The organism is Planotetraspora sp. GP83 (genome assembly GCF_041262585.1).
Classification (GTDB): Bacteria; Actinomycetota; Actinomycetes; order Streptosporangiales; family Streptosporangiaceae; genus JAOEGB01.
The window spans coordinates 1-22,675 of record NZ_JBGCBZ010000019.1 but is presented as its reverse complement, the minus strand read 5'-3'; the positions used below and the strand labels follow the sequence as shown (position 1 = coordinate 22,675).

Genomic DNA, 22,675 nt, shown 5'->3' with positions numbered 1-22,675 from the left:
GCCCCGAACGGCCGGAGGGGACCGTCCCGCGAGGAAACATCTCACGAACAGATCAAATGCCTGTTGACGCGGATTGCGGACCGCCCGGAACTCGCCACATGGCGGATCAAAACAAAGCAGTGAATAGAAAGCGAACACAGAGGAAAACGGCGGGAATTCGTCGATGTAAAATCGGGGATGAATTGTCGCGGAATTCGGTACGGCGATTGACCGGATATCGCGACGGCGGGTTTCGGGCGCGGGCCCGGCGGGCGGGGTCACTGCCCCATCACCTGGGACTCCCGATTCAGAAAAAGGGAAATGATGTACGGGTCACCCCCAACCGGACGTTCCGTACGTCGATGGGAGGGGCGCGGCAGGGCGCCCCCTCCAGCGGGAGATCCATCACCCCGCGTTCACATCCGAAAGGCCGGAATCGTCCCATTCACCGGACCATTCACCCGCCTCCGGCGCTCCCAAAGCGAGTGCCGGCGGACCGAAACCTCGCCGAAGCCTCCGGGGCCGTGCCCGAGCGCGCGGCGGCACGCCGAAGACCGCCGCCGGGCAGCCGTACAGTCCGGCGGCGGTCATGAGGTGGCGATCCGCGTTCGGCGGGGTCTACTTGAGCACGGCGTCGGCGACGACGATCTTCCGGTCGATGAGACCGTTGGCGTAGAAGAGGTCGGCCGCGCGCTGCTGCTCCGCGACGAACTCCTCAGTCACCGGGAGGACGCCGAAGGGCCTCTTGCGGAGAGCGTTCTCCCAGGCGTCGACGTCGCCCCCGTCGTCGGCGGCGAACAACTCGGCCGCCTCGCGGTAGTTCTCCTGGATCCAGGCGTCCGACTCCTTGATCGCGGCGACGATGGCCGCGAACTCCTCGGGGTGCTTCTCGGCGAAGTCCCGGCGGGTGAACCAGAGCGAGCGGTGGCTGAACAGGCCGTCCGTCGCGACCAGCTCGCGCGTGGCGGCCTCCTTCTCCACCGACGTCAGGGAGGGATAGGAGCCGACCCACGCGTCGACCTCCCCGTTCAGGAAGAGCCGTCCCGCGTCCACACCGGCGTCGACCGGCTCGATGTCCTTCCAGGTCAGACCGGCGCGTTCGAGGGCGAACAGGAGAAGCGTGGTCTGCCAGGAGCCGTGGGCGAGCGCGACCCGCTTGCCCTTCAGGTCCGCCAGCCCGGCGATGGGCGAGTCCTCCAGCACGATGAGCCGGCCGTTCTCGTGCCGAGGGCCCGAGATTCCGGCATAGACGATGTCGTGGCCCTTCGCCTGGGCGGTCACGGGCGGAGTGGATCCCGTGCCGATGAAGTCGTAGCCGCCGTCGAAGAGGTGGTCCCCGTGCAGCGACGGCAGGCCGTCCGCCGGGGCGGGCCGTACGCCGGCGGGGAGGCTGCGCAGATCGACCCACTCGACGTCGGGGATCGACCGCTCCAAGATGCCCCGGTGCCGCAGCACCCACAGGGAGTTGTTGCTCGGGAAGTAGCCGACGCGGATGGTCATGAACGGGTCCCTTCCAAAACTGGTGATTCGTAACGGATGTCATGGCCGCGCAGCAGCGGGAGCACCCGCTCGCCCACGCGGTAGGCCTCTTCGAGGTGGGGAACGCCCGCGAGGATGAAAGCGCCGACGCCGAGCTCGATCAGTTCGTCGAGCCGCCGCGCGACCTGCTCGTAGCTGCCGACCAGGCCGAAGGCGGGGCCGCCGCGGAGCAGATGGAATCCGCCCCACACGTTGGGCTCGACCTCGAGGTCGCGGTAGCCGGTGATCTTCCCGGTGACGAACGACTGGCTGCGCTGCCAGCCGATGGAGTCACCCGTGGCGTCCCGCAGCACCGAGGGATCGATCCCGTCCCATCCCCGCCGGATCTCGTCCCAGGCCTCCTCCTCGGTCTCGCGGGCGAGCACGTCGATGCGGACGGCGAACTTGGGCGAGCGGTCCAGGGTGGTGCTGTGCGCGCGCACCTGGTCGAACTTCTCGGCGAGCGGCCCGAACGGCTCCAGCCACGACAGGTAGTAGTCGGCGTGCCTCCCCGCCGCCTCGATGGCGGCCTTGGAGGACCCGGAGAAGTAGATCTCGGGGAACGGCTGGCGGGCCAGCGGCTCCGGCAGCCGAGCGCCCTCCACCCGGTAGAAACGGCCCTCGTAGTCGAACGGCCCGCCGTTCCAGACGCCCTTGAGCACGTCGAGGAACTCGGAGGTGCGCGCGTAGCGGTCGTCGTGGTCGACCTTGTCGCCCCACCACAGCTGGCCGGGCCCCCCGCCGCCCGAGATGATGTTGTAGACGACCCGGCCGCCGGTGGCCCGCTGGAGGCTGGCGGACATGCGCGCCGCCTGCACCGGGTGGAGGAACCCGGGCTGGAAGGCGATCATGAAGCGGTAGGTGGTCGTCTCGCGCGCCAGGCTGGCCGCCGCCGCCCACGGGTCGTCGGTGAAGGGGAAGGACGGCAGCAGGCCGCCGACGAACCCGGAGAGCTCCGACGCCCTGGCGATGTCGGCCATGTGGTCGAGGTAGCTGTACCCGTCGGGCGCGCCGCTCCTGAGGCCCGGTGTCACGCTCCCCGGGGCCGTGGGCGCGAAATCGCCGCGGGTCGGCGTCCGGTGGCGCAGCAACGGCTGGTCGCCGTGGGTGGGGATGCGCCAGTAGATGTCAATGGGCATGCGCGCCCTCCTTCACGAGCAGCGGGAGCAACCGCTCCCCGAAGCGGTAGGTCTCCTCGATGTGCGGCTCGACCTCCAGGAAGAAGGCCGAGACGCCGCGGTCGATGTAGTCGCGGATCACCGCCGCCTGCTCCTCCTCGTCCCGCCCGGCGGGACTCGGCAGGCGCAGGCCGTACCGCACGCCGGGAAGCTTCGGGATGGCCGCCTCCAGGTCGTCGCCGGGGTCGAAGACGTGCACGTCGGCGTGGCGGGCGGACAGGGCGAGCGCCTCGGGCGAGGTGCCCGACAGGTGGACGCGGGGGAAGGCCTGCCCGATGAAAGGCGGTTCGGAGAAGCCGCCATTGAGGACCTCGTAGAAGCGCCCCTCGAACGTGTAGCCCGGCTCGTGCCACACGCCCTTCGCGACGGTGAGGAACTCGTCGGCCCTCGCGTAGCGGTCCTCCAGCGGGTATCCCTGGGACCGGGCGACGTCCGGATCGAGGTCCACGGCGAGCCGCCAGTCGAGACGCCCGCCGGAGAACCGCTGGAGCGAGACCGCGATCTTGGCGGCGTACACCGGAGTGGCGATCCCGGGGTGGAACTCGGCCTGCACCCGCAGGTTCCGGTTCTGCCGCAGCAGACCGGCCGCGACCACGGTCGACTCCTCCCCTTGAGGATCGAACGGCGCGAGCACGCCCGTCAGGCCGGCGATCTCGGCCGCCCGGCCGATCTGGGCCAGATGGTCGAACGGCCCGTAGACGCCCTGCCGTACGTCGGTGAAGGACGGCGGGAGCGGACGCTGGAAGTCCGGGTGCCAGTCGCCGCGGACGCCGTCCCCGCGCGTCGGCAGGGTGACGAAGAACTCGGTCATGCGGCCGCCTTCAGCGTGAGCCGGGCCTGCTCCAGTGGCTCTCGCGCGACCCAGGCGTCGAGGTCCACGTCGGCGGCGAGGAATCCGTGGACGAGGAGGAAGTCCTTCTGGATGCGGAGAAGATCGAGCCGCTCCTGGGACAGGTCCGGATGCAGCGACGTGTGGAAGCCGTTCCGGTAGGCGGTGGCCACGCCCTCCGCGCCGGAGCGGGTCTCCTGGGCCAGGATCGTACGGACTCCGTCGAGGTTGTCCGCAGCCCAGTCGGCCGCCCGGAGCGTCTGGGCCAGGAACGCGACGACCACGTCCGGGTGGTCGGTGAGAAGCTGCTCGTGGACGGTGATCGGGCGCGGCGTGCCGTTGTTGACCCGGGTCCGGCGGTCCGGATGCGCGTCCAGGTCGACCGCCACGACCGCGCCGATCTCCCTGGCCTGGTCCACCGCCCGGGCGCCCTTGGCGTACACCGCGTCGACCTCGCCCCGCGCCAGCTCCGCGATGCCGGGCCAGGAGAACGAGCGCGGCCCGGCACCCAGCGGGGCGGCCCCGGCGAGAGCGCCGACCGACGGCTGCGGCTGGGCGACCTCGACGAAGGTGACGTCGTCCAGGGTCAGCCCGGCCTGGGTGAGCGCGCCCTTGACGCCGTGGAGCGCCATGGCACGGGGGAAGCTCGTGGCCCGCGTCGCGGCCCAGGCGGGGAGCGCGACCCTGGCGCCCTTGAGGCCGGCGGCCCCCGTGATGCCGGAGCCGGGGCGGACCAGGATGACCTGCCACTCCTCGATCCACGTGAGGCCGACGAGCCGGGTCTGCGCCCCCTCGGACCGGGCGGCCAGCGCGGGGACGTTGCCCCCCTCGCGGAACAGGCCGAGAAGCTGATGATCGAAATGCCGGTCGGCCAGCTCGGGAGGGGCGTCCTGGAGGACGCCGACGTCCCCCAGTTCCTCGGTCAGCCAGCCGAGGTTGTAGGCCAGCCCGCTGGCGGTGGGCACGGGGCAACGCGTGAACCAGATCTTGTCAATCTTGTCGATCTTGCCGATGGAGGACACAGGACTCCTTACTGAATGACTGTGCGACCGGAGTCGATCAGTGGTTGATCAGTGGTTGATCAGTGGGAGGCGGCGGCGACGCCGAGCCGGGAGAGGAACAGGCGCCGGTAGGCCACGAAGGCGGGATCGTTGCGGTCGCGCGGAGAGGGCAGGTCGATGCGCTCGTCGAGCACGAACTCCCCGTCGCGGAGCACGAGGACCCGGTCGGCTAGCCGTACGGCCTCCTCGACGTCGTGGGTGACGAGCACGACGGCGGGGCGGTGCCGGGCGCACAGCTCGGCGACGAGCTCCTGCATCTGCAGCCGGGTCAGCGCGTCGAGGGCCGCGAACGGCTCGTCGAGCAGCAGCACCTCCGGGTCGCGCACGAGCGCCCGCGCGAGCGCGACCCGCTGCGCCTCCCCGCCCGACAGCGTGGCGGGCCATGCCCTGCCGTACCCCTCCAGCCCGACCTCGGCGAGCGCGCGCAGCGCGGCGGCGCGCGCCGAGCGCGGCAGCCCGAGGGTGACGTTCGCCAGGACCCGCCGCGCCTGCACCAGCCGCGGCTCCTGGTAGACGGTCGTACGCCGAGGAGGAACGAGCACGGTTCCCTCGTCCTGACGCTCCAGCCCGGCCAGGATGCGGAGCAGCGTTGTCTTCCCGGTGCCGCTGGGCCCGAGCAGCGCGAGGAACTCGCCCCGCTCGATGTCCAGGTCGACGGGCAGGCCGCTCCCCCCGAGCACGGTCTTGGGGCCGAACGACTTGCGGAGACCGCGGATGCTCACCGCCAGGCCGTTCACGTTGAAATCGGGCGTGCCCGCGTCCGGCGCGGAGTCTTTCACCGCTTCGGTTCCGGTGTCTTTCACCGCTTCGGTTCCGGTGTCTTTCACCGCTTCGGTTCCGGTGTCGTTCATCGCGCCGCCACGTGTCCGTGCCAGGGCATGGCCAGCCGTTCCACGCCCCGGATGAGCAGGTCGAAGGTCAGGCCGAGCAGCGCGTAGATCGCGATGCACAGCACCATGTAGTCGCTCCGGTAGTACTGCTGGGCCAGCGTGACGAGATATCCGATGCCCTCGGTCGCGCCGATCTGCTCGGCGGCGATCAGGCCGGTGAGCGAGACCGACAGGCAGATGCGCAGGGCCATCAGGATGTTCGGCAAGGCGCTGGGCAGGACCACCGCGACCGCGAGCCGGATCCCGGTGAGCCCGAACCCGCGTGCCGCCTCCACGACCTTCCGGTCGACTCCGCGAACCCCCAGGTATGTGTAGGCGTACATCGGGGCGGTGGCGGCGACCGCGATCAGCACGATCTTGAATGTCTCGCCGACGCCGAACCAGGAGATGAACAGCGGGACCAGCGCCAGGAACGGGACGGCCCGCTTCATCTGCATCACCGGGTCGATCAGCTCCTCGCCGAGCGCCGACAGCCCCGAGGCCACGCCGAGCAGCAGCCCGGCGCCCGCCCCCAGGAGCACGCCCAGCCCGGCCCGCCGGCCCGAGGCCAGCAGGAAATCTCCGAGCTGGCCGGTCGCGATCAGTTCGCGCAACGCCCCCACGACGGCGCCGGGAGACGCCAGCACATCGGCCGGGATGCGGCCGCTGCTCGATCCGTACCACCACACGGCCAGCAGGAGGAGGGGGACGACGAACCGGATCCCGATGGACAGCGTCCGGGGCCTTCCCGCCGAGCCGAGGTATTCGGGTGGCTCGAGCCCGACGGCGTCCGGCCGTACCGCTTGGAGCGTCATGACTTCTGCAGGTCGAAGGCGACGTCGGCCGGGTTCACGTCGACGGACAGCACGCCGTACTTGCGGAACACCGCCGCCACGTCGGAGATGTACTTGTAGTCCGCCTGAGTGATCGCCCGCGGGATCGTGGCGCTCCTCGTCTTGGCGATCTCCACCTCGAGGCGCGGACCCGAGACGGCCGTCGGCCCCTGGGAGAGGAAGACGTTCTGGAACTTCTCCGGCTCCTTCTTCGACTGCTCGGTCAGCTCCTGAAGCACCTGGAGGAAGACGCGGACCGCGTCAGGGTGCTGCTGCAGCAGGTCGGTGCGCGCGGCGTAGATGGTGAGGTCGCGGTCCGGCAGGTCGCGGCCGTGCACGAGGACGCGGGCGCCCTTCGCCACGACTTCCGGATAGGCCCGGACGATGGCCCACCAGGCGTCCACCTTCCCCGTGGCGAAGGCGGAGGCCGCCTGGTCGGGGTTGAGGTAGACCCGCTTGACCTGGTCCACCGGCACGCCCGCTTGTTCGAGGGCGAGCAGCAGCAGGTATTCCCCCTTACCGCCCTTGTTGACCGCCACCTGCTTGCCGACCAGGTCCTTGACGCCCTTGATCGGGCTGGTGGGCGGGACGACCAGCCCGTCCGTCTGGGGCGCGGCGGGGTCGGTGACCGAATCCGCCACCGAGAAGATCTTGATGTCCTTGCCGTTCGCCAGGTAGCCGAGCGCCGGAGAGATGGCGCCCTGAAGGAGGTTGATGCTGTTCGAGCGGACGGCGTCGAACGTGGCGGTGAACGAGGCGTAGTTGCCACCCCACTCGACGGACGCGCCGACGGCCGCCAGCCGCTTTTCGAGGATGCCCTCGCGCTTGGCGTACGCCAGCGGACCGGAGTTCCCGGGGTCCTGCAGCTTGAGCACCGCGCCGCCGGGCGACCGCCCGCCCGCCGCGTCGGTCGAGGAGCCGCAGGCCGCGGCCAGCGAGAGGGCGACGAGGGAGAGTGCCACAAGTGCACGACGCCGGAATTTCCACATGGCGATAAAGCCCCTAACACGATCGGAGGACACGGCGGAGAGCGGAGGGATGGAGGCGCGATCAGAAGCGGCGGGGGGCCGCTGAGGTGCATGGATCACCTCGCGCCGAGCCGTCAGGGGTAGTACGTTTCGGACATTCCCAGTATTTCAAGTAGGAATAGGGGGAGTCAACCCGAGCGGGCACCCCGAGCCTCGAACATGACGACGATCACACTCAACGGGCTGCCGGATCTCGGCGTCGAAGGCGCGGGCCGTACGGCGGCTCGTTATGGCAGAAACAGCCCCCACCGGGCACGCCAGTGGAGACTGTGGCCATCGAAGCGAGGATCGCGGCGGAGCCGGTGGGGTCCCCGACCCAGGATTGGGCGTTGGCCGATTGGGCGTTGGGTGATTGGGCGTTGGGTGATTGGGCGTCAGCGGCCCAGCATCGCCCCGCCGTTGACGTGGAGGATCTGGCCGGTGATGTAGGCGGCCTCGGGTGAGGCCAGATACTTGATGGCCGCCGCGATCTCGTACGGCATGCCCGGCTTTCCGGTGAGGCTCTGCTTGATCCGCGCCTGGACGAACTCCGGCGTCGCCCTGTCGCCGAAGAACTCGGTGTCGGCCACGAATCCCGGCGCCACCGCGTTCACGGTCACTCCCTCGGCCCCGAGCTGCTGCGCCAGGTCGAAGGTGTAGGCGTGGATCGCGGCCTTGGAGCCGCCGTACGAGCCCGGGCCGCGGAGCGCCGCGATCGACGAGAGGTGGACGACCCGGCCACCGGGCCGGTTGAGGTGCGGCAGGAGCCCTTCGGTGAGCAGCACGGCGGTGAGCACGTTCGCCTCGAAGTTGCGCCGGTACGCGTCGGCGATGCCGGCCAGAGTGCCGTCGTGGCTGGAGGCGACGTTGCCGCCCGCGTTGGTCACGATCACATCGACGGGGCCCTGCCGCGCGATCGTCTCCACCGCCGACTTAGTCTGCTCCGGGTCGGACAGGTCCGCGGGGATCCAGCTCACCAACTCACCGTCGTAGGCGCTGTTCAGCTTGGCCGCCGCCTCGCTGAGCACGTCCCTGCGGCGGCCCAGGATGATCACCTTGTCGCCGTCCGCCGCGAAGGCCTCCGCCGTCGCGAGCCCGATCCCGGTGCCTCCGCCCGACACCACGACACGACGCTGTTCCATGCTGTGCCCCCTTTATGGTGTTGTTAGATCATTTTTAGGCTGTCGTACGGCGCCGCCCACGGCAAGTGCCATCTCACCCCCCGTCGGAAGAGGGCCCGGAGCCTCGGGCACGGCGGAGGCGACCGTGGCCGGTCCGCCGCGCCGGCGGCCGACCACGTCCCGGCGGCGTACGTCGAGGTCATCACGGTCAGCGCATCAGCCGACTGCAACGGCATCCCTGCGACGCTTGCGCCGTGGCCCCGCTCCACATGGGCGACCCTTTCGTACGGACTGCCAGACGGCCGCGTCGCCATTCCCGGAAGGTCGCCAGGGAGCCCGTAGTAGTCGAAAAGGGTCGTCAACAGCGTGGTTGAGGAGTCGCCGAGCAGCAACTGGATCTCTCGCACGAGCTCGTCCACGGGTTCGTCCGAGGGGAAGCGGCACGTTCAACGCTGTATTGATCTGCCGGCGGGCGCGGCCTCGGCGTGTGGTCATTCTTCGTACGGCGGGGAGTCGTAATGGGACAGCCGGTGAATGAGCGATAGGCGGATAAATATACGCCGGCGCCCTTTGCGGCTTTCCTTGGATAGGTTGTTCACGGAGACGAGGCCCCGAACAGCATGGAGAAGTTCTGGTGAACCCTCAGATGCGCGTCGCGGACATGGAGCGGGATCGGGCCTGTGCGATATTGCGAGAGCACTTCGCTGTCGGGCGGTTGTCCAAGGACGAACTGATGCTCCGAGTGGCCGCGGCGCAGTCCGCGATCACCTGGGGCGATCTGGACCAAATCTTCGCCGACCTGCCTCGCATCCCAGGAATGGAAATCAGCCCGACGGCCCTGCCTATGCCGTCCCCCCCGCCGCCGCCGACCGGCGTTTACCTCGCACCTCCGGTCGTCGTGCCCGCTCACGATCCGGGCAGTGGCCCGCGCATGGCGGCTTGGGCCTGCTTCATTCTCGGATTCTTCACCGGTGGACTCACGTGGATCCCGGCCATCATTCTCGCCATCGTGGCGGCCTCCAGGAGGAATTCCGTCCCCACCTACGTCCCGGGCAAGTTTCCCGCTGCACCGCGCGCTCGGAGCTATACCGGTGTCATCGTCGCATCCGTCATCGGCATAGTGGCCCTCGTCGGCCTGGGTGTGGCCGTCATCCATGCGAATACTCTGCACACGGTCGAGGTGGAGATCTCCAGCGCCGAAGGCTCCGTCGCCGGGCAGATAGACATCACGACCCCCCGCGAAGGTTCGTCCGAGGAAGTCGGGCTTCCCCACAAGAAGACCTACACCATTTCCGGTTCCGTTTCGGACGTCACCGTCTCCGCCAGCGAGGCCCACTACGTGAGCGGAAAGAAGAAGAGGAAGAAGGCGCCCGTCACCTGCACGATCATCGTGGACAGGAACATCGTCGACCAGTCCACCAGCGACGGCGAGTGCCACGCCTCCTACTCCGAATAGCCGCCCCATATTCGGGCCGCCGATGAACGGCGATCGGGCACGGAGCTGAGGCCGTCATGTGGTGGTTTCGGAGGTGGCACATCAGGCAGGAGCACCGCGAGGGCACACCTGATCATCCGCCAGAGCCGCATTGAAGCGCGGCTGGTCCTGAAGCTGAGCGGCTCAGCGGTCCCCACTATCCTGTGCCGCGCCCGGCGAAAGCCGCCGGTCGAGTGCCTGAATCCACTTGGTGGCGACGGCGGCGACTTGGACGAGTTCGGCTCGGAGCTTGTCTGGATCGTCCTCTGCGAAGGCCTCAAGCACCTCCTCGATCAAGATGTGCCGCCAGGTCAGCGAACCATCGGACGACGCGGCCGATGTCTCTTGCTTGGCGAGCTCCGCGGCGGCCTCGCCGTGGGGGCCTGTCCCGTCGGGGAGGTCCTGGATTCCCCACATCGCGTCTTGAGCGGCGCGTTCCGCACCGACGTCGGCCAGCACCTGGGCCAGCGAGCCGGGCATGCCGAAGTCTCCGTCGTGCTTAATCATGGTCCAGCGCTCCCTCCGGCCACCAGCAGGTGGCCTGATCTCGAAGCATTCTTCAGCCATTGGAGCTGCGCCGTCATGCCGGTCACCCGGTCCGTTCGCGGGTTCCAGCCGAGGGTGCGCTGCGCAGTAGATGGATCGGCGCAGGTGACTGGGACATCGCCGCTGCCGGCGGTGGTCTGCTCGATAGACAGGTGTCGTCCGACGAGGTGGCGGGCGAGTTCGACCGCGTCGTTGAGGCTGGCGCGGCTGCCTGCTCCGACGTTGATCACGCTGCTGGGGAGGTAGGCGGTGCCCGCGGCGATGGTGGCGTTGGTGGCGGGGATGCCACCGAGGTCGCAATCCCGACGAGTTCACACCACGCCGGTCTGCCGTCCAGGTAAGCGATGCGCAACTCGAAAGGCGGGTATGCGTGCGCCTCCGCGTTGGCCGACAGCTCAGTGACGATGCTCAGCGTCACCCACCTTCTCCTCGTCCACCCCGGCTTTCGCCAGCACCTCGCGGAGCAGTACGCGGGCTCGGCGGGCGACCGTGCCGGGCGGCAGCACGCGCACCAGGAGTGGCACCTCCGTTGCACTTACACGGAACCCATGCCGGGTGTGTGTTTCGATGAGGGCAGGAGAAGGGAGTCGGCTGTGTTCACCGTGTGCGAATGGACCGGCAGAGAGGCTCGCGCACTCCGGCTCGCCAAGCGAATGAGCGTGCGAGCCTTCGCCGAGCATCTTGGTGTCGCCGTACGAACCGTGTCGAAATGGGAGGCCCAGGGCATGGGCACCCGGCCTCGGCCGGACACACAGGCCGTGCTCGATACCGCGCCGGCCCGGCTCGCTGCCGCCGAGCAGGTGCGCTTCCAGCGACTGCTCGCTGACACCGGAAATCTTGTGCCAGTCCGCGACGCCTGGTCTGTCGCCTGGGAGTACGAGAGCTGGACCGATGATCTGGAACGATCAGCGATCTTGTTGAGCCGTCAGGACTATCGCCTTGCTACTGCCCTCCTGAGCCGATGGCTCGCGAGATTTCCAGCTGACAACCTGGAACGCGACATCGCGAACCGCAGCGCGCTACGGCCTCGCCCATCAGCTCACCAGCATCGAATCGATCCGTAACGATCATCAACACCGAAGGGAAGCCTCGTGAACAACGAGCGAACCGCCGTCACCAACGACCAGTGGGCTGATGCCGAAGTGGTCTGGGACTATCACCAGATGCATCACCTGGTCCGGCCATGTTCAGCCGGGATCGGGCTCGGCAGCCACGATCTCGGTGTGGCCACGTTCGCCGCGCGTCTCTACCACTCCGGCCTGTTTCCCCTCCTGGTCTTCAGCGGCGCCACCAGCCCCACCACCGCGAGCCGATTCCCAAGAGGAGAAGCGGTGCACTACCAGGAACACGCGATCGAGCTCGGCGTTCCCGAAGAAGCCATCGTCGTAGAGTCGCGTGCCCGAAACACTGGCGACAACATCGCCTTCTCCCGCCAGTTGCTGGCACCCTTCGAAGTGGATTCCGTCTTGCTGATCTCGAAGCCCTATATGGAACGTCGCGCCTTCGCCACCTGTCGCAAAGTCTGGCCGGAGGTCGACGTGGTGTGTGCCTCCGAGCCGCTCGCCCTGAACGATTACGTGAAGTCGATCGGTGATGATCATTTGGTCGTCGACATGCTCGTAGGGGATCTTCAGCGCATCATCGAATATCCGAAATGGGGCTTCGCGATCGAGCAAGATGTCCCCGATCAGGTGCGAGCCGCTTATGAGCGCCTTCTTGACGCGGGATTCGTGAGCCGACTGATGAAGGACTGAACCGGCTTCGACCAACGTCCACGACGGATCCGCTGGCATGGCGACCACAAAAGCCCAGATCAGATGATCTGGGCTTGGATCTGTGCGCCGCCAGGGACTCGAACCCCGGACCCGCTGATTAAGAGTCAGCTGCTCTAACCAACTGAGCTAGCGGCGCAGAGCTCTTAGAGATTATCGCACCGCCCGAACCAGTCAAACCAGGCTACGCTAGAACAACGTTCGGTCTACGGTTGGGAGCGCAGATGTGGTTCGCCTCGCCTGACGAGGTCCGGGAACGGCTGACCGCCGTGGACTACCTTGCCGACGACGGCATCTCGACATCGGTGTTCCTGGCCGGGGCGCTCGGCAAGCCTCTGCTGACCGAGGGGCCCGCCGGTGTGGGGAAGACCCAGCTCGCCAAGGCCGTCGCGGAGGCCACGGGCGCCCGCCTGATCCGGCTGCAGTGCTACGAGGGGCTCGACGAGGCGCGGGCGCTGTACGAGTGGAACTACAAGAAACAACTCCTGCGCATCCAGGCCGACGACGACGCCTGGGACGACATCTTCTCGGAGGAGTTCCTGCTGGAGCGCCCTCTCCTGAAGGCGATCAGGAGCGAAGAGCCGACCGTGCTGCTCATCGACGAGACCGACAAGGCCGATGTCGAGGTCGAGGGGCTGCTCCTGGAGATCCTCTCCGACTACCAGATCACGATCCCCGAGCTGGGCACGATCAGCGCCGCGCGCAAGCCGTACGTCGTGCTGACCTCGAACGCGACCCGCGAGCTGTCGGAGGCGCTCAAGCGACGCTGCCTCTACCTTCACCTCGACTACCCGACGCCGGAGCGGGAGCGGGACATCGTGCTCGCCCAGGTCCCCGGCCTTCCGGGGAGCATCGCCGAGCAACTCGCCCGTACGGTCGCCACGCTGCGCGGCCTGGAGCTGAAGAAGTCGCCGTCGATCGCCGAGACCATCGACTGGGCCCACACCCTGCTCGCGCTCGGCCGTACGGAGCTCGACGAGGCGGCGATCGGCAAGACGCTGGGCGTGGTCCTCAAGCACAACTCCGACCAGGTCCGGGCCGCCAAAGAGCTCGGACTGCCCGCTCGGTCATGACGCCGCCATCGCTGGTCGACCGGCACATCGGGTTCGTCCACGCGCTGCGGCGGGCCGGGCTGCCGGTGTCGCTCGCGGAGGGGCTCGACGCGGCCAACGCCCTGACCGTGATCGACCTGGCCGAGCGCGAGACGCTCCGGGAGGCGTACGCGGCGACACTGGTGAAGCGGCCGACGCACCGGCCCGGCTTCGACGCGCTCTTCGACCTGTGGTTCCCGCCCGTCGTCCCAGGCTCGTACGACTGGTACGACTCGTACGGCTCTCGCGAGGACGCCGGCACCGATGAGGGCGCGAGCGATCTCGGCATCGATCTGGAGCGCGCGGAGCTGCCCGAGCTGCGGGACCGGCTGGCCGAGCTTCTGATGGGCGACCCCGGTGATCCCGCGTTCCGGGAGTTCGCCAGGGCAATGGTGGGCCGGTTCGGGCGGGTCCAGGCAGCGGCCGGACGGCAGTCGTGGTTCTCCTACGCGGTGCTGCGCGCCCTCTCCCCCGACACGCTGGTGGCGAGGCTGCTCGATCGAATGCTGGAGGCGCGAGGCGGCCTTCCCGAGAAGGTGGCTCGTCAGCAGATAAGGCGAAATATCGCAGCATTTCAGGAGGCCGTCGCCTCCGATGTCAGACGCAGGATCGCGGAGGAGTCGGGCATCGAGAAGATCGCCCGCACGACGGTCAAGCCGCCCATCGACAAGATCGACTTCCTCCGGGTCACGCATGCCGAGCTCGCTCAGCTCCGCAGGGAGGTCTATCCCCTCGCCCGAAGGCTCGCCACCCGGCTGACGATCAAGCACAAGCTGGGACACCGTGGACGGCTCGACTTCCGCCGGACGGTCCGGGCGTCGCTGTCCACGGGCGGCGTGCCGCTCACCACCCGGCTCCGGCCGAAGCGCCCGCACAAGCCCGAGCTGGTCGTGCTGTGCGATGCCAGCGACTCGGTCGCCACGTTCTCCCACTTCACGCTGCTGCTGACGTTCGCGCTCCGCGAGCAGTTCACCAAGGTGCGGGCGTTCGCGTTCGTCGACGTCGTGGACGAGATCACCAAGCTCTTCAGCCCCGGAGCCGACGTCCTCGACGCGATCAGCCGAATGTCCAAGGAAGCCGACATCATCCGGTTCGGCCGCACGAACTACGGCCAGGTCTTCGAAAGGTTCGCCGAGCGCTACCCGGACGCCATCGGCCCGAAGACCTCGCTCCTTATCCTCGGCGACGCCCGATCCAACTATCAGGCGGCCGCCGTCGACACGCTCAAGCGGCTGGCGGGACAGGCCCGCCACGCCTACTGGCTCAACCCCGAGCCGCGCCCGCAGTGGGACACCGGCGACTCCGTCGCCACGGCCTACGGCGCGGTCGTCCCGATGTACGAGTGCCGCAACGTCGCCCAGCTCGCCGAGTTCATCGAGACCCTCGCCTGATTCGCCCGCTGGAACCTTCGTCGCGTCGACAGCCCTGCGGGCTACGCGTGATCACGAACGAGAAGTGGCCAGGCCGCGGGGCCGCGAGGGAATCTCCGCATGATCACGATGAGGGATGGCACAGGCAACGGCCGCACTCAGGGAAGGTGTGCATGATCACCACCGATCACCACCAACGTCTACCAACATCTACCAACGTCTACCAATTAGGGGAGGCGGCGGAGGATGCGGGCGGCGGTGCGGGACAGGAGCTCGATCTCGTCGGCCGTCAGGGTGGCGGTCCGCTGCGACCGGATCCACCGGGCCACACTGCGCGGGTAGGCGACGGTCAGGCCCTCCCCCGCGAGCATCCCGCCGCGCGCCCCGATCTTGCCGCTGTGCACGGCCAGCACAGGGGAGATCGTGATCGGGATGCCGGTCTCCCGGGTGAGCAGTTCCGCCATCGACGTGGCGGCCCCGATGAGCCCCTTGGCCACCGAGGTGCCGAACTTCTCGTCGAAGAAGAGGCGCTCGCCGTACCGCGCGATGTAGGTGTCCGGCGCCCATGCCTCGTTGTCCACGATCCAGACGCCGCCCGGCCCGATGACGAGGTGGTCGATCGACGCCTCGCCCGGTACGGCCCGGCCGTCCATGACGCGATAGCCGTACCGGCGCAGGCCGCGCCGGAGGAGACGGCCGGTGAGGACCTCGCCGCGGCGCCTGCCGCGCCACACGGCGGTGCGCTCGTGGAGCCGCCAGACGATCAGGAGATGGGTGAGCCCCGCCGCCGCGCCGAGCGCCAGGCCGGCGAAGAACGCGGCCGCCGCCCCCGACCGGTATGCGAGCACGTTCCCCACCGCGAACCCGGCCACGGCGAGGGCCACGCGGACCCGGATCCGGTTCTTCCGCCCGGCGAACCAGAACGTCTCATAGAGGTTCTGGGGCGACGCCCCGGTGAACTTCTCGTCACGCGGCACATAGATCGACCCGCTGGGCACCGCAACTCCCCGACACTAGGACCCGGCACTAGGAAACGACCGCACGAAGCTATACGCGGAATACCCGAGTGGGAACCCCAGCTCCCCTAAGGTGAGGGAAGTAGCGCATTTCCGCCACCCGTACCGGGGAATCTCCCGCATCGGCGACCCTCTTGACCGACCAGTCGGTATGCTGGTGTCGCACAGTCGATAAGGAGGTCACGATGGCGCGCAGCGCAGCCACCGTGGAGGAGCCGGTGCGGCAGCGCCTGCTCGCCGAAGCCACCCGGCTTTTCGCCGAGCGCGGCTTCGAGAGCACGTCCGTCCAGGAGATCGTCGCGGCGGCCGGCGTCACCAAGGGCGCTATGTACCACTATTTCGGCTCGAAAGATGATCTGCTCCATGAGATCTACGGCCGCGTGCTACGCATGCAGATGGAGCGCCTGACCCGGTTCGCCGACGCGGAGGGGCCGATCGCCGAGCGCCTGCACGCCGCCGCGACCGACGTCGTGGTCACCACGGTCGAGAACCTGGACGACTCCAAGATCTTCTTCCGGTCGATGCACCAGCTCTCCCCCGAGACCTACAAGAACGTCCGGGCCGAGCGCCGCCGCTACCACGAGCGCTTCCGCGACCTGGTGATCGAGGGCCAGCGCGCCGGGGTCTTCCGTGACGACATCCCCGCCGAGATGGTGGTCGACTTCTTCTTCGGCTCGGTCCACCACCTCGGCACCTGGTATCACCCCGACGGGCCGCTCTCCGGCCCGGAGGTCGGCCGCCACTTCGCCGACCTCCTGCTCAGCTCACTGGTCCCGGCAGGCCGGCCGGCTCCGTGAGGGCCTGGCGGTGGTCGCCCGGAGTGCCCAGCGCGATCTCGTCGGCCTTGGCCCGCTTGAGGTAGAGATGCGCGGGATGCTCCCAGGTCATCCCGATCCCGCCGTGCAACTGCACGCATTCCTCCGCGGCGTGTACGGCTACCGCCCCGCAGTACGCCTGCGCCACCGCGACCGCGACCGCCACGTTCGAAGGAGCCGCGCCCGAACCGGCCGAACTCGCAGCGTCTGAGCCGGCCGCCTCCGAGGCCGCCGAGTTCACGGTCCCGAGGAGGTCGGCGGCGTTCCGGGCGGCGGCTCTGGCGCCGACGACCTCCAGCCACAGGTCGGCGAGCCGATGCTTGATCGCCTGAAACGAGCCGACGGGCCGGGCGAACTGTTTGCGCTCCTTGACGTACGCCACCGTGGTGTTAAGGCACCACTCGGCCACCCCGAGCTGCTCCGACGCGAGCAGCCCCGCGCCCAGCAGCAGAGCGTCCCGGACGCCGGCGGCGGTTCCGAGGACCTCCGCTCTGGCCTCGGAGAACGAGACCGTCGCGATAGGCCGTGTGAGGTCGAGCGATGGCACGGTCGTGACCTCCGCCGCCGAGACGTCCACCGCGCAGAGTGCCACGCCGTCGCCGGGCGAGAGCCGTACCGGAACGAGCAGCACGTCGGCGGCCTCCGCCCCGATCACGCCGGTGACCCGGCCCGTCGCGCCCGCCCCATCCGGCATCGGGGCCGCTTCCGGGCTCGGGTCCAGCGTCACCGCCGGGCTCAAGGGCTGGTACGGCGAGGCGGCGAACGACACCACCAGTGCCGCCGTGGTCTCCCCCGATGCCAGCCGCTCCAGCAAGCCCCGGGCGGCGGCGCCGCCCCCGGCGCCCAGCAGAGCTGTCGTGGCGAGGACGGCGCTGCTCAGGAACGGTACGGGAGCGACCGCGCGGCCCAGCTCCTCCAGCACCACGGCGACCTCGCGGGCCGACGCCCCGGCGCCGCCCAGCTCCTCCGGGACGAGCAACCCGGCGACGCCGATGTCCCGAGCCAGCGCCTTCCACAGATCCATGTCGTACGGCATGCCGCCCGGCGAAGCGGCCGCGTCGACCCGAGCCAGCACCGCCGACGAGGAGCTCTTGTCGGCGAGCAGATCGCGGACCGCCGCCCGCAACTCCTCCTCGACCTCGGTATAGAGCAGAGTCACGGGCTTCCCACTTCCTCACTCATCACAACTGCTCGACCGTGGAGACTTCGGGCGGCGGAGGAAACGCGGCGGGGCGCCGCGCGGGATCCTCGCCGGGAGGAGACCATCAACGGGGAAGGTCCTTCCAGGGGACGTCCTTGTCGGCACGGGGCTCCGACGGCAGCCCGAGGACGCGTTCGGCGATGATGTTGCGCAGGATCTCCGAGGTGCCGCCCTCGATGGAGTTCCCCTTGACCCGCAGGTAGCGATAGCCGGCCTCGCGTCCGAGGAAGTCGACGCTCTCGGGGCGGCGGAAGGTCCAGTCGTCGTAGGCCAGGCCGTCCTCGCGCAGCAACTCCACCTCCAGCCCGGACAGCTCCTGGTGAAGCCGGGCGAAGGTGAGCTTCATGCCCGACCCCTCCGGCCCGGGATGTCCGGCGGCGAGTTGTTCGCGCAGCCGCGCGGCGGTGAGCCGCATGATCTCTGAGTCGACCCAGAGCCCGAGGAGCCGCTGGTGCAGCGCATGCGTACGCAGCTCCGGCCGGGAGCGCCAGGTTTCGGCGACAACGTCGATCATCGCCCGCTTGGTGGGCGTGCCGCCGATGGCCACCCGCTCGTTCATGAGCGTGGTCTGGGCGACCCGCCAGCCGTCGCCGACCTCGCCCAGCCGCAGCGAGTCGGGCAGCCGCACCCCGGTGAGGAAGACCTCGTTGAACTCGGCCTCACCGGTGATCTGGCGGAGCGGCCGCACCTCGACCCCGGGAGCCCGCATGTCGCACACGAAGTAGGTGAGCCCCCGGTGCTTGGGGACGTCCGGGTCGGTGCGGGCGACCAGGATCGCCCAGCGGGCGAAGTGGGCGACCGACGTCCACACCTTCTGGCCGTCGACGATCCACTCGTCGCCCTCCCTGACGGCCCGCGTGGCGAGGGTGGCGAGGTCCGACCCGGCGCCCGGCTCGCTGAAGAGCTGGCACCAGACCTCCTCCCCCGTCCACAGCGGCCGCAGGAACCGCTTCCGCTGCTCGTCCGTGCCGAAGGCGAGGATCGTGGGCGCCGCCATGCCGAGGCCGATGGCGATGCGCCCCGGCCGGTTGCCCGGCGTGCCCGCCAGCTCCCGCTCCACGACGGGCTGGAGGTCACGTCGCGCGCCCAGCCCGCCCAGACCCTCGGGGAAGTGAACCCAGGCGAGCCCGGCGTCGAACCGGGCGCGCAGGAAGTCGAGCCGGTCCATCGCCGCCGGATCGTGCTCCGCCAGGAAGGCTCGGGCCCGCTCCCTTATCGCCGCCTCATCCCATGCCACGAAATATCACCTCAAAGTCGTCGCCTGCGGTCACGCTGAGCCTGCTCTGCCTCACGAGGGCTGGGCCGTACGACATGATCCGGCATGAGAACCGGGCTTGTCAGGACATGTGCTTCTTCAGCTCGCGGTAGGCCAGGGAGCGCTTGTGGACCTCGTCGGGGCCGTCGGCGAACCGGAGGCTCCGCGCGGCCACCCAGAGGCCGGCGAGGGGGAAGTCCTGGCTGAGCCCTCCGGCGCCGTGCACCTGAATCGCCTTGTCGAGGATCCACTCGACGGTAACCGGAGTCGCGATCTTGATGGCCTGGATCTCGGCGTGGGCGCCGCGGTTGCCGGCCGTGTCCATCAGCCAGGCCGTCTTGAGGACGAGCAGGCGGAGCTGCTCGATCTTCACGCGGGATTCCGCGATCCAGTCCTGCACCACGCCCTGCTGCGCGATCGGCTTGCCGAACGTGCTGCGCGACAGGGCGCGCTCGCACATCATGTCGACGGCCCGCTCCGCCATGCCGATCAGCCGCATGCAGTGGTGGATGCGGCCCGGCCCGAGGCGGGCCTGGGCGATGGCGAAGCCGCCGCCCTCCTCGCCGATCAGATGGTCGGCGGGCACCCGCACGTCCTCGAAAACGATCTCGGCGTGACCGCCGTGGTCGCCGTCGTCGTAGCCGAGGACCTTCATCCCGCGCTTGACCGTGACCCCCGGGGTGCCGCGCGGCACGAGGATCATGCTCTGCCGGCGGTGCGAAGGGGCGTCCGGGTTGGTCTTCCCCATCACGATGAAGATCTTGCAGTTGGGGTTCATGGCGCCGGTGATGAACCACTTGCGGCCGTTGATGACGTATTCGTCGCCGTCCCTGGTGATGGACGTCGAGATGTTCGTCGCGTCCGAGGAGGCCACGTCGGGCTCGGTCATCGCGAAGGCCGACCGGATCTCGCCGTTGAGCAGCGGTTCGAGGTATTCCTTGCGCTGCCACTCGCTGCCGAACTGGGCGAGCAGCTCCATGTTGCCGGTGTCGGGCGCGGCGCAGTTCGTCGCGGCCGGGGCGATGGCGGGCGATCTCCCCATGATCTCGGCGAGCGGCGCGTACTGCAGGTTGGTGAGCCCGGCCCCCTCCTCGCCCGGCAGGAAGAGGTTCCACAGGCCGCGCTTACGCGCCTCGCCCTTGAGATCGTCCAGGAGGGGCGGCGGGCTCCAGCCGCTCTCGGCCGACTGCTCCTCGAAGGCGTGCTCGGCCGGATAGACGCACTCGTCCATGAAGGCCCGCAGCTTCGCCTGAAGCTCGATCGTGGTGTCGTCGAACGCGAAATTCATTCAGACCTCCCTGAGACCTCGGGCGACCAGCGGGGCCACCTGCTCGCCGATCTCGGCGAAGCCGTCCCCGACCGTGAGCCCCTGGGTGTAGCGGAAGTGGATGCCCTCGGCGATCACCGCGAGCTTGAAACAGGCGAGGCCGATGTACCAGCCCAGCCGGGACAGGTCGCGGCCGGACGCCTCGGCGTAGTGGGCGGCCAGCTCGCCCGTGTCGGGCGCCTCGCCCAGGGCCCCGTTGTCGAGCGTCGTGAACTCGCCGTACAGGAGGAACAGCGCGAAGTCGGTGAGCGGGTCGCCGAGCGTGGACATCTCCCAGTCCAGGACGGCACTGACCCGGCCGTCGCCGTCGATCAGAGTGTTGCCCAGCTTGAAGTCCCCGTGGACGATGGCCGCCTTGCCCGAGTCGGGGATCGCCTGCGAGAGCCGTACGAACAGGTCGTCGATCCCGGGGACCTCGCGGCTGCGCGAGGCGTCGAGCTGGCGCTTCCACCGGCCGACCTGTCGCTCCAGGAAGCCGTCCGGCCGACCGAAGTCACCGAGGCCGACGCCGTCGGGCGCGATCGAGTGCAGCGCGGCCAGCACGTCGACCAGTCCATGCGCCAGCCGGGGGGTGAGCGGCGGCTGGTCTCCCTCGACGTACTCCATGACGTAGAAGGGCGCGCCGATGACGTCGGGATCCTGGCAGAGGTGGTAGGTCCGGGGCACCGGCACGGGGGTGTCCTGGAGGGCGCTCATCACGCGATACTCCCGGCCCATGTCGTGAGCGGTGGCGAGCACGTGCCCGAGCGGCGGCCTGCGGACCACGAACGTCCGAGGTGTCTGAGACTCCCCAGCGCCCCGAGAGTGCCCAGAGCCGTCCCGGACGACGTAGGTCAGGTTCGACTTGCCGCCCGTGATCATCTCGGCGGTGAGCGGCCCTTCGGTGAGCCCCTCCCTCTGGAGGTGGTCGGCGAGACGGGCGAGGTCGAGGCCGGGCGGGTCAGCGTTCACGCCAGTAGCGTACCGACCAGACGGTATGCCTGTCGAACGGTACCCTCGGCTCATGGAACCGACGTTCTTCGCCACCCCCGAGGAACTGTGCGCCTGGCTCTCGGCGAACCACGCCACCGAGAGCGAGCTGTGGGTCGGCTACTACAAGAAGGGCACGGGCAAACCCGGCATCACCTGGCCCGAGTCCGTGGACCAGGCCCTGCGCTTCGGCTGGATCGACGGCGTCCGCAAGAGCGTCGACGAGCACTCCTACAAGATTCGCTTCACCCCTCGTAAGGCGCGGAGCACGTGGAGCGCCGTCAACATCGCCAAGGTCGGAGAGCTCACCGAGGCCGGGCTGATGCATCCGGCGGGGCTCAAGGCGTTCGAGAATCGATCCGAGGATCGTTCGGGGATCTACTCGCACGAGCAGCGGCAGCCGGTCGAGTTCCCCGAGGAGTACGAGGCCGAGTTCCGGGCCAACGCGACCGCGTGGGCGTGGTTCGAGAGCCGGCCCGCCTGGTATCGCCGGGCCTCGACCCATTGGGTGATCAGCGCCAAGCGGGAGGACACTCGGCGCAGGCGCCTCGCCCAACTGATCGAGGACTCGGCCAACGCCCGGACCATCCCCTCCCTCACCCGGAACCCCCGCTAACGAACATCCCGGAGACCACCCGGGGACCGCCGGGGAAGCGGCGCGGAGAAAGTGGTGCGGGGAAAGCGGCGTGAAGTGGCTATCCAGAAGTGCCGCCGCGTCTCACTACGGTGTCGCGCATGACCGCGAAGATGCCGGACCCCGTTGTCCTCGAAGGCGATTCCGTACGGCTCGCGCCGCTCACGCTCGACCACGTGCCCGACCTCTACGCGGCGGGCGGCGGTGACGAGGAGGTCTGGCGGTGGCGGTCGTCCCCCATGCCCGCCTCCGAGGCCGACCTGCGGCGCCAGGTCGCCGGCCTCCTGGACCGGCCTGAGACCGTCCAGTTCGCCGTCATCCTGCGGGAGGCCGGCCGGGCCGTCGGCTCCACCGGCTTCTGGGACGTCGGCGGTTTCGACACGAGCATCGAGATCGGCTCGACCTGGTACGGCCGGGCCTACTGGCGAACCGCCGTCAACACGGAATGCAAGGTGTTGCTGCTCGACCACGCCTTCGACACCCTCGGGTTCAGCCGTGTGGTGCTCAAGACCGACATCCTCAACCTCCGGTCGCAGGCGGCCATCGAACGCGTCGGCGGCGTCCGGGAAGGCACCCTGCGCCGGCAGTACCGGCGCCCCGACGGCACCTGGCGGGACAGCGCCTACTACTCGATCCTCGACGACGAGTGGCCGTCTCATCGCGCCCGCCTGACGGACCGGCCCCGTCCAGCATGATCACAGAGCGGGGTTGAGCACAACGCCGTTGCGTTTAGCGTCGGGGACGGGAGGCAAGTCCCTTCTCGAAGATTGTGACGTCGGCGTGGAAGCTGTAGGTCTGTGTGGTTGCGGG

The 22,675-nt window shown here is 69.0% G+C and carries 25 protein-coding genes and 1 tRNA gene; 8 read left to right on the top strand and 18 right to left on the bottom strand.

Annotated elements, in window-relative coordinates; all coding sequences use genetic code 11:
• Positions 1–597 precede the first annotated feature (597 nt).
• The 9 genes from ABH927_RS24555 to ABH927_RS24515 all read right to left on the bottom strand — a co-directional run bounded on the left by ABH927_RS24555 (position 598) and on the right by ABH927_RS24515 (position 8,814).
• Entirely contained in the window at positions 598–1,479 is an 882-nt protein-coding gene (locus ABH927_RS24555; RefSeq protein WP_370025025.1) for an ABC transporter substrate-binding protein, read from the bottom strand.
• Positions 1,476–2,636: an LLM class flavin-dependent oxidoreductase gene (locus ABH927_RS24550; protein WP_370025010.1), complete on the bottom strand. Its 1,161-nt coding sequence runs from the start codon at positions 2,634–2,636 to the stop codon at positions 1,476–1,478. The genes ABH927_RS24555 and ABH927_RS24550 overlap by 4 nt, the downstream gene beginning before the upstream one ends.
• The gene (locus tag ABH927_RS24545) at positions 2,626–3,486 is read right to left on the bottom strand and encodes an LLM class flavin-dependent oxidoreductase (RefSeq protein ID WP_370025001.1); all 861 of its coding nucleotides are present in this window, start codon (positions 3,484–3,486) and stop codon (positions 2,626–2,628) included. The genes ABH927_RS24550 and ABH927_RS24545 overlap by 11 nt, the downstream gene beginning before the upstream one ends.
• Positions 3,483–4,526, bottom strand: coding sequence for an ABC transporter substrate-binding protein (locus ABH927_RS24540; protein ID WP_370024996.1), 1,044 nt, complete (start codon positions 4,524–4,526; stop codon positions 3,483–3,485). Before ABH927_RS24540 ends, ABH927_RS24545 begins: the two co-directional genes overlap by 4 nt.
• Before the next feature lie 59 nt (positions 4,527–4,585).
• A complete protein-coding gene (locus ABH927_RS24535; RefSeq protein WP_370024991.1) occupies positions 4,586–5,416 on the bottom strand; it encodes an ABC transporter ATP-binding protein in 831 nt (276 codons plus the stop codon).
• Positions 5,413–6,249 (bottom strand): ABC transporter permease, encoded by an 837-nt coding sequence (locus ABH927_RS24530; protein ID WP_370024985.1) that lies wholly within the window; start codon positions 6,247–6,249, stop codon positions 5,413–5,415. The genes ABH927_RS24535 and ABH927_RS24530 overlap by 4 nt, the downstream gene beginning before the upstream one ends.
• On the bottom strand, positions 6,246–7,229 hold the full coding sequence (locus ABH927_RS24525) for an ABC transporter substrate-binding protein (RefSeq protein ID WP_370024979.1): 984 nt from the start codon (positions 7,227–7,229) through the stop codon (positions 6,246–6,248). The genes ABH927_RS24530 and ABH927_RS24525 overlap by 4 nt, the downstream gene beginning before the upstream one ends.
• Before the next feature lie 440 nt (positions 7,230–7,669).
• The gene (locus ABH927_RS24520; RefSeq protein ID WP_370024975.1) at positions 7,670–8,416 is read right to left on the bottom strand and encodes an SDR family NAD(P)-dependent oxidoreductase; all 747 of its coding nucleotides are present in this window, start codon (positions 8,414–8,416) and stop codon (positions 7,670–7,672) included.
• A 23-nt stretch (positions 8,417–8,439) separates the two neighbouring features.
• Positions 8,440–8,814, bottom strand: a complete 375-nt coding sequence (locus ABH927_RS24515) for a hypothetical protein (protein WP_370024971.1) — start codon at positions 8,812–8,814, stop codon at positions 8,440–8,442.
• Between the two features lie 215 nt (positions 8,815–9,029).
• Between ABH927_RS24515 and ABH927_RS24510 the strand changes: the two genes are divergently transcribed.
• Positions 9,030–9,851: a DUF1707 domain-containing protein gene (locus ABH927_RS24510; protein WP_370024967.1), complete on the top strand. Its 822-nt coding sequence runs from the start codon at positions 9,030–9,032 to the stop codon at positions 9,849–9,851.
• A 162-nt stretch (positions 9,852–10,013) separates the two neighbouring features.
• On the opposite strand, the gene ABH927_RS24505 is transcribed toward ABH927_RS24510, so the two are convergent.
• The 3 genes from ABH927_RS24505 to ABH927_RS24495 all read right to left on the bottom strand — a co-directional run bounded on the left by ABH927_RS24505 (position 10,014) and on the right by ABH927_RS24495 (position 10,939).
• Positions 10,014–10,376, bottom strand: a complete 363-nt coding sequence (locus ABH927_RS24505; protein WP_370024963.1) for a hypothetical protein — start codon at positions 10,374–10,376, stop codon at positions 10,014–10,016.
• A complete protein-coding gene (locus ABH927_RS24500) occupies positions 10,373–10,645 on the bottom strand; it encodes a hypothetical protein (protein WP_370024957.1) in 273 nt (90 codons plus the stop codon). Before ABH927_RS24500 ends, ABH927_RS24505 begins: the two co-directional genes overlap by 4 nt.
• A gap of 165 nt (positions 10,646–10,810) precedes the next feature.
• Positions 10,811–10,939: a hypothetical protein gene (locus ABH927_RS24495; RefSeq protein ID WP_370024952.1), complete on the bottom strand. Its 129-nt coding sequence runs from the start codon at positions 10,937–10,939 to the stop codon at positions 10,811–10,813.
• A 69-nt stretch (positions 10,940–11,008) separates the two neighbouring features.
• Here ABH927_RS24495 and ABH927_RS24490 point away from each other — a divergent pair, with 69 nt between their 5' ends.
• Both ABH927_RS24490 and ABH927_RS24485 read left to right on the top strand, forming a co-directional pair.
• Positions 11,009–11,479, top strand: coding sequence for a helix-turn-helix domain-containing protein (locus ABH927_RS24490; RefSeq protein ID WP_370024948.1), 471 nt, complete (start codon positions 11,009–11,011; stop codon positions 11,477–11,479).
• A 27-nt stretch (positions 11,480–11,506) separates the two neighbouring features.
• Entirely contained in the window at positions 11,507–12,169 is a 663-nt protein-coding gene (locus ABH927_RS24485) for a YdcF family protein (protein ID WP_370024946.1), read from the top strand.
• 83 nt (positions 12,170–12,252) lie between these two features.
• On the opposite strand, the gene ABH927_RS24480 is transcribed toward ABH927_RS24485, so the two are convergent.
• A tRNA-Lys gene (locus tag ABH927_RS24480) sits at positions 12,253–12,326 on the bottom strand.
• 85 nt (positions 12,327–12,411) lie between these two features.
• Here ABH927_RS24480 and ABH927_RS24475 point away from each other — a divergent pair.
• Positions 12,412–13,260, top strand: a complete 849-nt coding sequence (locus ABH927_RS24475; RefSeq protein WP_370024944.1) for an AAA family ATPase — start codon at positions 12,412–12,414, stop codon at positions 13,258–13,260.
• Positions 13,257–14,669, top strand: a complete 1,413-nt coding sequence (locus tag ABH927_RS24470; RefSeq protein ID WP_370024942.1) for a VWA domain-containing protein — start codon at positions 13,257–13,259, stop codon at positions 14,667–14,669. Before ABH927_RS24475 ends, ABH927_RS24470 begins: the two co-directional genes overlap by 4 nt.
• 206 nt (positions 14,670–14,875) lie before the next feature.
• Here the strand turns inward: ABH927_RS24470 and ABH927_RS24465 are convergent, their stop codons facing one another.
• Positions 14,876–15,646 carry an NERD domain-containing protein gene (locus ABH927_RS24465; protein WP_370024940.1) on the bottom strand — a complete coding sequence of 257 codons (771 nt, stop codon included), beginning with the start codon at positions 15,644–15,646 and terminating at the stop codon, positions 14,876–14,878.
• Between the two features lie 203 nt (positions 15,647–15,849).
• Between ABH927_RS24465 and ABH927_RS24460 the strand changes: the two genes are divergently transcribed.
• Complete coding sequence (locus ABH927_RS24460) at positions 15,850–16,461, top strand: TetR/AcrR family transcriptional regulator (RefSeq protein ID WP_370024939.1); 612 nt, start codon at positions 15,850–15,852, stop codon at positions 16,459–16,461.
• Here ABH927_RS24460 and ABH927_RS24455 read toward each other — a convergent pair.
• The 4 genes from ABH927_RS24455 to ABH927_RS24440 all read right to left on the bottom strand — a co-directional run bounded on the left by ABH927_RS24455 (position 16,424) and on the right by ABH927_RS24440 (position 21,213).
• Positions 16,424–17,638, bottom strand: a complete 1,215-nt coding sequence (locus ABH927_RS24455) for an acyl-CoA dehydrogenase family protein (RefSeq protein WP_370024938.1) — start codon at positions 17,636–17,638, stop codon at positions 16,424–16,426. The genes ABH927_RS24460 and ABH927_RS24455 overlap by 38 nt on opposite strands.
• 106 nt (positions 17,639–17,744) lie before the next feature.
• Positions 17,745–18,917, bottom strand: coding sequence for an acyl-CoA dehydrogenase family protein (locus tag ABH927_RS24450; protein ID WP_370024936.1), 1,173 nt, complete (start codon positions 18,915–18,917; stop codon positions 17,745–17,747).
• A gap of 100 nt (positions 18,918–19,017) precedes the next feature.
• A complete protein-coding gene (locus ABH927_RS24445) occupies positions 19,018–20,223 on the bottom strand; it encodes an acyl-CoA dehydrogenase family protein (protein ID WP_370024934.1) in 1,206 nt (401 codons plus the stop codon).
• A complete protein-coding gene (locus ABH927_RS24440) occupies positions 20,224–21,213 on the bottom strand; it encodes a phosphotransferase family protein (RefSeq protein WP_370024932.1) in 990 nt (329 codons plus the stop codon).
• A 52-nt stretch (positions 21,214–21,265) separates the two neighbouring features.
• On the opposite strand from ABH927_RS24440, the gene ABH927_RS24435 reads away from it, so the two are divergent.
• Entirely contained in the window at positions 21,266–21,847 is a 582-nt protein-coding gene (locus tag ABH927_RS24435) for a YdeI family protein (protein WP_370024930.1), read from the top strand.
• Between the two features lie 119 nt (positions 21,848–21,966).
• Entirely contained in the window at positions 21,967–22,560 is a 594-nt protein-coding gene (locus tag ABH927_RS24430; RefSeq protein WP_370024928.1) for a GNAT family N-acetyltransferase, read from the top strand.
• The last annotated feature ends 115 nt before the right edge of the window (positions 22,561–22,675 follow it).

Excerpts from the sequence above, each read along its gene's own strand:
- ABH927_RS24555 (WP_370025025.1), bottom strand. The coding sequence starts at position 1,479 with ATGACCATCCGCGTCGGCTACTTCCCGAGCAACAACTCCCTGTGGGTG.
- ABH927_RS24550 (WP_370025010.1), bottom strand. The coding sequence starts at position 2,636 with ATGCCCATTGACATCTACTGGCGCATCCCCACCCACGGCGACCAGCCG.
- ABH927_RS24545 (WP_370025001.1), bottom strand. The coding sequence starts at position 3,486 with ATGACCGAGTTCTTCGTCACCCTGCCGACGCGCGGGGACGGCGTCCGC.
- ABH927_RS24535 (WP_370024991.1), bottom strand. The coding sequence starts at position 5,416 with ATGAACGACACCGGAACCGAAGCGGTGAAAGACACCGGAACCGAAGCG.
- ABH927_RS24530 (WP_370024985.1), bottom strand. The coding sequence starts at position 6,249 with ATGACGCTCCAAGCGGTACGGCCGGACGCCGTCGGGCTCGAGCCACCC.
- ABH927_RS24520 (WP_370024975.1), bottom strand. The coding sequence starts at position 8,416 with ATGGAACAGCGTCGTGTCGTGGTGTCGGGCGGAGGCACCGGGATCGGG.
- ABH927_RS24505 (WP_370024963.1), bottom strand. The coding sequence starts at position 10,376 with ATGATTAAGCACGACGGAGACTTCGGCATGCCCGGCTCGCTGGCCCAG.
- ABH927_RS24475 (WP_370024944.1), top strand. The coding sequence starts at position 12,412 with ATGTGGTTCGCCTCGCCTGACGAGGTCCGGGAACGGCTGACCGCCGTG.
- ABH927_RS24470 (WP_370024942.1), top strand. The coding sequence starts at position 13,257 with ATGACGCCGCCATCGCTGGTCGACCGGCACATCGGGTTCGTCCACGCG.
- ABH927_RS24460 (WP_370024939.1), top strand. The coding sequence starts at position 15,850 with ATGGCGCGCAGCGCAGCCACCGTGGAGGAGCCGGTGCGGCAGCGCCTG.
- ABH927_RS24445 (WP_370024934.1), bottom strand. The coding sequence starts at position 20,223 with ATGAATTTCGCGTTCGACGACACCACGATCGAGCTTCAGGCGAAGCTG.
- ABH927_RS24435 (WP_370024930.1), top strand. The coding sequence starts at position 21,266 with ATGGAACCGACGTTCTTCGCCACCCCCGAGGAACTGTGCGCCTGGCTC.
- ABH927_RS24430 (WP_370024928.1), top strand. The coding sequence starts at position 21,967 with ATGACCGCGAAGATGCCGGACCCCGTTGTCCTCGAAGGCGATTCCGTA.